The organism is Drouetiella sp., from assembly GCF_059504425.1.
The window spans coordinates 24,877-32,702 of the sequence record NZ_JCACIN010000072.1 but is presented as its reverse complement, the minus strand read 5'-3'; the positions used below and the strand labels follow the sequence as shown (position 1 = coordinate 32,702).

Here is a 7,826-nt window from a genome sequence, read left to right as displayed (position 1 = left end):
CCCACCACACACAACAAAAATGCGTAAGCCCTACAGGAGTTGGCGCTGCTGATTTTAGGGACGAATTTTTGTGTGGGAGAGATGGACTCCTCCCGGTATCCAGCAACGCCAAAAATCTTATCTGAGCTTTGTTCCGGTGCCGCCATCCGCAGTGTCTAGAAAAGGGCGAAGGTTAATGTTGCCAGCGCTGCCAGCGTTAGAGCGACGACCCGACAGAGAGGACAAATCAACGCCGATCGCCTGCCCAATTCGGTTGATGATGCCGCCGCCGTTGTTCCCCGTAAAGGTGTTGACCGCGCTGGTTTGCTCTCCACTATCCGCAACCGTCAAATTTGAGAAAACGCGATCGCGGGTGGCAATTGGGTCTTGTCCGGGAGGAACGGTTAGCACAATCCGGCAGCCAGGAACCTGCTCGGTCGTAACGCAAATCGTGTTGTAGCCATTCTCGATCGCGGTCTGCATTTCTAGCAATCCATCAGGGCGATAGAACTCCAGCCGACGGCTAATTTCAGCACAGCGCCGTTCAGGAGTCCAGCCGCCGCCTAGCTCACCCGGTTTCGCCCAAGCATAGCTCTGGCTGGGCTGGCTTTGAGGACGATACATGACGGTATATTCGCTGCTGCTAACCTCGCAGGTAAAACGGGCATTATCTGCTCCAGAACCTGGATTAGATTGGGTTAATCCTGCTCCAGCATTGATTAGCGCCCCGGTGCTGAGTAGCAGCGGCAAGGCGAGCCTCAGACTGCGTTGAAGTTTAGAGTAAAGGCTGGCTTGACTAGCGTTTTGGTCAAAGAAGCTGGATGGTTTCGACATGGCAAAATTCTCTCGGTTGATTGATCTGGGTTAATAAAAATCCGGGTTGATGAAAATTCAGGCTAATGAAAATATCTGATCGGGTTTTTGGCAGAGTTATGTCTGAGGCTTTTCAGAAGTGTTCTGTTGGTACCTGCTGTTGTGAAATTCTGGACTGTAATTTTAGAGCTTCCTACTAGACCTAGGTAGACGATCGCTCTGCATCAAAAGTTCCGGCTGGCTCTGGCAGAATTGCAGGCAAACAAATTGTAAACGTTGATCCTCGATCGATCGCGCTTTCAACCCTGACGCTGCCTCCCATACGTTCGCAAAGCTTGCGCGTAATCGCCAAACCTAGCCCCGTACCGCCATACTTGCGCGTTGTCGAGTCATCGGCTTGGCTAAAAGGCTTGAAGAGCTTTGCAAGATGATCAGGAGTCATGCCGATGCCAGAGTCAGAAATTTGGAAGGTAATGTATTCTGCGCCATGCTGACTCACGCTGCGTGCAACCGTAATCGTAATCGTTCCTTGGTGGGTAAACTTGCAGGCATTGCCGAGCAGATTGAGCAAACATTGGCGGATTTTCATCATGTCACCATCCATTGTTCCTAGATCTTCAGGACACTGAACTTGCAGCACGTTGGTGTTTTGGTTGACCAGAGGGCGAAGGGTCGTGACGATTTCTTGAATGAGTATCGAAATATCAAAGATTTCTGAAGTAAAGGTCATGCGATCGGCTTCAATCTTTGACAAATCGAGAATATCGTTGATCAGCCCTAGCAAATGCTGCCCTGAGCCATGAATGCGCTGAAGATCGGTTGCCAAGCTCGATTGGCCTGTTTCAACAGCCTCCTCCATCAGCATTTCGCTGTAGCCAATGATGGCATTGAGCGGCGTGCGCAGCTCATGGCTCATGTTCGCCAAAAATTGACTTTTAGATTTATTAGCTGCCTCCGCCGTGTTTTTGGCTTGTTGAAGCAAAAGCGCATCCTTTTGGCGATCGTTCTCATAGGCTTCTAGCATTGCCAGCATTTCGTTGATGGCGCTGCCCAGCCCTGCCAGCTCATCGCGTCCGAGGGTCGATACGCGAGTCGCCAAACCTTCCTGAATATCGATCTGGCTTACTTCGCTGCTGAGCTTAGTCAGACGAGACAGCACCAGTTTTTCTAACCCAACGACCGTGATTAGACCAAAGCCAAGGTCTGCCGCCAAAATTGACCAGGTGAGATAGCGAACTGCGGTTTGTCCCTGCTGGTAGACCGTTCTAGGAGAATCGACCCGCAGCATGAGAGCAGGCTTGCCGTAGATATCGGGCGTAATCGTGTACCCAGCGATCGTATTTTCATCGATCGGGCGAATCACAATCGGCTGCTGCAGCGAGAACTGCGATCGCACTGCCTGAAAATCGGCAGGCAATGCCGCATTGAGGGAAAAGAGCGCCAGAGAGAACCGCTGCGTTTCGGGCAGAGTATCCACTTCCTGTTGATTGAGGTAGCGTCCCAAAATTAGAGTGCCTCGGATGGTGCCCGTGCCGTCGCTATTCACGATCGGACGCGCCGCCAGCATCATGGCTCCAGCAGGAAGCATAATTAGACCATAGCGACTGTCGATTGGCGTGGCGTGGGTTAAGAGGGCATCACCGGGTACAATGTGCTGCCGTACCGTTGCCGGGACAGGGGCAAAGCTCTTTGTCTTGAGATCAAAGCCCGTACCGTAAACAATGCGTCCTGAAACATCAACAAACAGAATGAGATTCACTCGAATATTGGCTAGAGACTCAGCATTGAGATTGACTTTCTCGAATTCTGGCTTTTCGTCTGCTACAAACGCGTAGGAATCATCCCATGCCGACCAGTCCGCAAAACGATCGCTAAACTGACGATTGATTTGGTCGAGGGTATCCACCAAATTTATGACTATTTCACGAGTCTTTTCCTGTTCGACTGCCTGAAAGCTGCCCACAAAGATATGGGAAGCGATCGCGTATAGCGCCAGGTTCAACCCTGCCAATGTTGTCCCGACAATCAGAAGCGCTTTCTGACGTAACCTCATCCCTCAACCGCCTCATTACCCATCAAAACGCTAGTCAAAAGGAGCGATCGAACCCGATGTTCTGAAAGCAATTGACAGCAATATGCTCTAGCGTTCCCGCAAGTCGATGGGTCAAACCATCACTGGTCGGTACTGATATTTATGTGATGATTTTTTATGGGGTAGGACTTGCCCACCCCATAAAAAATCATTTGATTGCAGGCATGAATTTCGCTCCTTTCAAAAAATTTATCCCCAGATTGAGCAATGCCAGATTCAGTGCGGGGTTTGCCTGACTCAGATCTCTACCGAGAAGAGGCAGCCGCGATCGGCGGTAGAGTTGCCTGCTGAGAACGTGAGCTATGCCACCATTCCTTAAGGGGCTGCGGTAGCTTGATAGCATACAGCGTGACGACAAAAGCCCGCCCTGATGACTCCTGACCCAAAACTTCTACAACATAAGAAGGACTGTTTCGGGTGGCAACATCCAGCACAAATCGTTTTCCGACCCGTCGCCAGCTTGGCTCTTTGCTGCGCCATTGAATGCGGCAGCAGGGCCAAGGCAACTCTTCTCGATCGAACAATCGGCAGCAAGGTCCTACGACTCGGTAGGCAAAATGTCCGCCAAGGCTCTGAAAAACTTGTCCCTGCTTAAGGGGATGCTGGATGAACTGCAACCAAACCTCCTGTTTTTTAGACAGTAGCCAACTCGTAACAACCGCCAAGGCGTTTAAGACGGGAACATTTTTGGTGGGGCGCTTTGCGCTTCACCAAAAATAGCCTAAGCAAACTGGCGACAGCTACATAACGTGTACATAACGTGATATTCGTCACATAGCATATCACTGCTGGGTTGCTAGCTGGATTGCCTATTGCTGGATTGCCTATTAAAAAGCGATCGCACCCCTACACAGATGCGATCGCCTTTATGGATATCTTTTTCACCAGCTATCTATAATTTTTTAGAATTTAATTACCCCAAAAACTACAGCAGGTTCTACCAGCTTGACTTGACAACACCGGGCAACAAACCTTGGTGAGCCATCTCCCGCAGAACATGGCGAGAAAGACCAAAATCTCTGTAGTAGCCTCTGGGACGACCTGTTAACCAGCAGCGATTGTGCAAACGGACTCGCGCACTGTTGCGAGGGAGCTGTTGAATTTGACGATGAATTGTGAGCCGTTCTTGCTGAGATGCGGCGTTATCAAATTGTTCCTGTAGAGCGTTGCGCTTTTCAGCGAACTTTTCCACAGTCTTTTGGCGCTTTTTCTCGCGCTCAATCATGCTTTTCTTTGCCATGAAAAGATTCTATTACCCTAGTTAGAACAGCGTTTCCTATTATACGCAATTTTTCCTAGAGATTAGGAGAAGAAAATCAAAAAGATCAGAGGATGGTTTTAGAGCGACAGAATGCCGCCAATCACGCCAATTCAGGAGCCGAAGCAAGAGACACAGAAGTCAGCTCAGAGGGGACAATCGGCACAAGGGCACGATCGACAGAGGGACATAGATCGGTGAATAGACAGCGATCGCATAGCGGACGACGGGCATTGCAGACCGCTCGACCATGATAAATCAACCGAATTGACCAATTTTCCCAGTCGGGCTGGGGCAGCAGCTTGATCAAATCTTGCTCAATTTTAACTGGATCATCTGCCTGGGTTAGACCTAGCCGCTGAGTCAGGCGCTTGACGTGGGTATCCACCGTCACTCCAGCGTTAATCCCAAAAGCATGAGCCAAAACCACATTGGCAGTCTTGCGCGCCACTCCGGGTAGCCTCAGCAATTCCGCCATGCTGCGAGGCACCTGGCCCTCAAACTCCGTCATGATCAGGCGGCAGGCACCCTGAATATTTTTTGCCTTGTTGCGATAAAAGCCAGTCGATCGCACCAGCTCGATAATTTCGTCCAACTCGGCGCTGGCTAAAGCTGCCGCATCAGGGAATTGGCGAAACAGCTCAGGTGTCACCTTGTTGACGCGCTCGTCTGTGCATTGAGCTGACAGAATGGTGGCAACCAAGAGCTGTACGGGAGTCTCGTAATCCAGCGAACATACCGCATCTGGATACATCTGCTTCAGACGAGCCAGAACTTCGAGTGCCCGCTGCTTCTTAGAGGGGCGTTTGCGCGTTTGTGGCATTAAACTTGCGCTACTGAAATAGCCGTTGGAAGACTTCAAGCTGAGTGGTATCCCGCACAATTAGAAAAACGCCTAGACCCAAGAGCAGCACTAGACCTGTCTGCATGACGCCTTCCTGGAATCGGCTGGGAAGAGGTTTGCCACGCAAGCCTTCAATGAGCAAGAAGGCAAGCTGACCTCCATCTAAGGCAGGCAGCGGCAGAATGTTGATGATCGCAAGGTTGATGCTGATGATCGCCGCGAAAGGGAAGAGGCTACTCGCGTTGCTGGCGGCTAAACCTGCACCCTGCTCCACAATTTTGACGGGTCCCGCCACCTGATTGGCAACAGACGAAAAATCTGTGATCAGCATGACGAATCCCTGCACCGTGCGGACAACCGTGTTTTGAAACTGGTCGGCTGCAAGACTCAGCACCTCGCCTACACCCTTGGGTCGGCGATATTGGGTGATGCTGCCGTTGGGCGCAAGCTGCACACCAATACGCGCCACACCATCGTCTCCCGCCTTGGGAGTCACGCTTAGGTCAATCTGACGATCGCCTCTCTGTACCTTCAGCGCCACCGCCTGGTCAGGCTTTGTCTTGATCGCTTCCATTAGAGACTTCAGTGCTGCGTCAGATGCCCCTAGCTCTTCACCGTCAACCGCAATTACAATATCACCCGATTTGACTCCTGCCAGAGCGGCGGGGGAATCTTGTGAAATTACCTCAGGGACAAAGACACCGGGCTGGTAATCAAACTTTTCAGGAACGCCTACGGCGGTGAACTGTGCCACAAACACAAAATAGGCAAAAATCAGGTTGGCAATTACGCCCGCGCTGATGACGATCGCCCGATCGAGAATAGGACGGTTGCGCAGCAGGTTAGGATCATTAGGCGGGATAGCGCTTTCAGGATCATCATCGGGGAAGCCCACAAAGCCGCCAAGGGGAATGGCGCGAATGGCATACTCGGTTTCTGCACCTTGATACTTCCAAAGGATAGGTCCAAACCCAATGGAAAAGCGGTTGACATGGATGCCCTGAAGCCGAGCCGCTAGAAAATGCCCTGACTCATGTACCACAATTAATAGTGCAAGAACCGCGATCGCCGCTAAAACTGACATAAGCCCTGCTTGAGTTGGTTAGTTTATTGCTTTGTTAAGCATCTTAACCATTCTAGAGCTTGTAGGTGAGTCGTCGGGTTCTAAACAGCTTGCCCAATAAAAGCAGACTGCGTAAACAGCCTGCCAAACCTAAGCATAATGAGGCATATGGTTAAAATTCTGCATTTGTCTGACATTCATATGGGGAGCGGGTTCTCCCATGGGCGGATCAATCCTGAAACCGGGATCAATACTCGCCTGGAAGATTTTGTCAAAACATTGGGGCGCTGTATCGATCGCGCCATTGCTGAACCTGTAGATCTGGTGCTATTCGGCGGCGATGCCTTCCCCGATGCCACTCCGCCACCCATTGTCCAGGAAGCATTTGCCAGCCAGTTTCGTCGCTTAGTCGATGCCGACATTCCGACCGTTTTGCTGGTAGGCAACCATGACCAGCACTCCCAGGGCTTAGGTGGTGCGAGTCTGTGCATTTACCGGACGCTAGGGGTTCCGGGCTTTGTCGTGGGCGATCGCCTTCAGACTCACCGCATCCAGACGCGGGGTGGCGCTATTCAGATCATTACTCTGCCCTGGCTGACTCGCTCGGCATTGCTCACTCGCCCTGAAACAGAAGGCTTTTCCCTGGCAGAGGTGAATCATTTGTTACTCGATCGCCTGCGGGTTGCCCTAGAGGGTGAAATTCGGCGGCTCGACCCCAATCTGCCGACCGTGCTGCTAGCCCATTTGATGACCGATACCGCCCGCTTTGGCGCAGAGCGATTTTTGGCGGTAGGCAAAGGCTTTAATGTGCCCATGTCGCTACTGGCGCGATCCTGTTTTGACTATGTGGCACTGGGTCATGTGCATCGCCATCAAGTTCTGTCAGAGCAGCCCTACATTATCTATCCCGGCAGCATTGAAAGAGTAGACTTCAGCGAAGAGGAAGAAGAGAAGGGCTTTATCTTAGCGGACGTTGAAAAGGGCAAAACGCAAGTCGAATTTTGTTCTCTGCCTGTCCGTAAATTCCACACCATTAATATAGATGTCTCCAAAGCCGAAGAGCCTCAAGCAGAACTGCTAAAAGCGATTCAGGCGGCTGAAATTAAGGATGTAGTAGTTCGCTTGATTTATCAGCTTCGATCGGAGCAAATGCCCTTGATTGAAAGCAGTATTTTACACCAGGCGCTTGAAGCAGCGCATACGTACACTATTCAGGCCGAATTGATTAGCCAAATGGCGCGATCGCGCTCACCTGAGCTAGGCACAGGCAGCATCGACCCGCTGTCGGCACTTAAAACTTATCTGCTTCACCAGCCTCACCTGACCGATATTGCCGATGAGATGATGCAAACCGCTCAACTGCTTCTGAGCAGTGACTCAGAAGCAAGCCTAGATTTCATAGAACCCGTTTCGTCTGAAGGCGATCGCCCATTCCTGAATCAGGGGATCAAAGACGAGATCAAAATGGGGATCAGAGAACGGGAATCTGAGCAGTTGCGGCTGCTGTAAACTCCTCGACTTGACTCGCAATATTTCGTACAAGATCAGCCTGGGAATTGTGTGAAGTTAATATAAAGTTTCAATGGGGTAGCCATTGGCAAAATCCAGGGCTAAACCTTTCGCGAAAAGGCTTTCGGCTGAAATGCAATTGTGAAGTTCGTGTGAAGTTGTGACGGTTTCTCATCCGTCCCTGATCCCGATCGCAAAATCTTCGTGTTAGTCTGTGGCAGTTCAATAACCAGGAGTGAACACGTAACGAGTACGAGTTAGAGACGGG

Annotated in this window: 7 protein-coding genes; 1 reads left to right on the top strand and 6 read right to left on the bottom strand. The window is 51.0% G+C overall.

What is annotated here, in order from left to right; genetic code table 11:
• Nucleotides 1–117 precede the first annotated feature (117 nt).
• From AC5JMP_RS16790 to rseP, 6 genes are all read right to left on the bottom strand, one after another.
• Complete coding sequence (locus AC5JMP_RS16790) at nt 118–813, bottom strand: COP23 domain-containing protein (protein WP_495852630.1); 696 nt, start codon at nt 811–813, stop codon at nt 118–120.
• Nucleotides 814–994: 181 nt separating this feature from the next.
• On the bottom strand, nt 995–2,845 hold the full coding sequence (locus AC5JMP_RS16785; RefSeq protein WP_495852629.1) for a sensor histidine kinase: 1,851 nt from the start codon (nt 2,843–2,845) through the stop codon (nt 995–997).
• A gap of 284 nt (nt 2,846–3,129) precedes the next feature.
• Nucleotides 3,130–3,549 (bottom strand): DUF8632 family protein, encoded by a 420-nt coding sequence (locus AC5JMP_RS16780; protein WP_495852628.1) that lies wholly within the window; start codon nt 3,547–3,549, stop codon nt 3,130–3,132.
• A gap of 272 nt (nt 3,550–3,821) precedes the next feature.
• Nucleotides 3,822–4,124, bottom strand: a complete 303-nt coding sequence (gene rpsN / locus AC5JMP_RS16775; RefSeq protein ID WP_495852627.1) for a 30S ribosomal protein S14 — start codon at nt 4,122–4,124, stop codon at nt 3,822–3,824.
• A gap of 121 nt (nt 4,125–4,245) precedes the next feature.
• Nucleotides 4,246–4,965: an endonuclease III gene (nth, locus tag AC5JMP_RS16770; RefSeq protein ID WP_495852626.1), complete on the bottom strand. Its 720-nt coding sequence runs from the start codon at nt 4,963–4,965 to the stop codon at nt 4,246–4,248.
• Between the two features lie 10 nt (nt 4,966–4,975).
• Entirely contained in the window at nt 4,976–6,070 is a 1,095-nt protein-coding gene (gene rseP, locus AC5JMP_RS16765) for an RIP metalloprotease RseP (protein ID WP_495852625.1), read from the bottom strand.
• 147 nt (nt 6,071–6,217) lie between these two features.
• On the opposite strand from rseP, the gene sbcD reads away from it, so the two are divergent.
• Nucleotides 6,218–7,558, top strand: a complete 1,341-nt coding sequence (sbcD, locus tag AC5JMP_RS16760; RefSeq protein ID WP_495852624.1) for an exonuclease subunit SbcD — start codon at nt 6,218–6,220, stop codon at nt 7,556–7,558.
• The last annotated feature ends 268 nt before the right edge of the window (nt 7,559–7,826 follow it).

Coding starts and splice junctions, on each gene's coding strand:
- AC5JMP_RS16790 (WP_495852630.1), bottom strand. CDS start 813: ATGTCGAAACCATCCAGCTTCTTTGACCAAAACGCTAGTCAAGCCAGC.
- AC5JMP_RS16785 (WP_495852629.1), bottom strand. CDS start 2,845: ATGAGGTTACGTCAGAAAGCGCTTCTGATTGTCGGGACAACATTGGCA.
- rpsN (WP_495852627.1), bottom strand. CDS start 4,124: ATGGCAAAGAAAAGCATGATTGAGCGCGAGAAAAAGCGCCAAAAGACT.
- nth (WP_495852626.1), bottom strand. CDS start 4,965: ATGCCACAAACGCGCAAACGCCCCTCTAAGAAGCAGCGGGCACTCGAA.
- rseP (WP_495852625.1), bottom strand. CDS start 6,070: ATGTCAGTTTTAGCGGCGATCGCGGTTCTTGCACTATTAATTGTGGTA.
- sbcD (WP_495852624.1), top strand. CDS start 6,218: ATGGTTAAAATTCTGCATTTGTCTGACATTCATATGGGGAGCGGGTTC.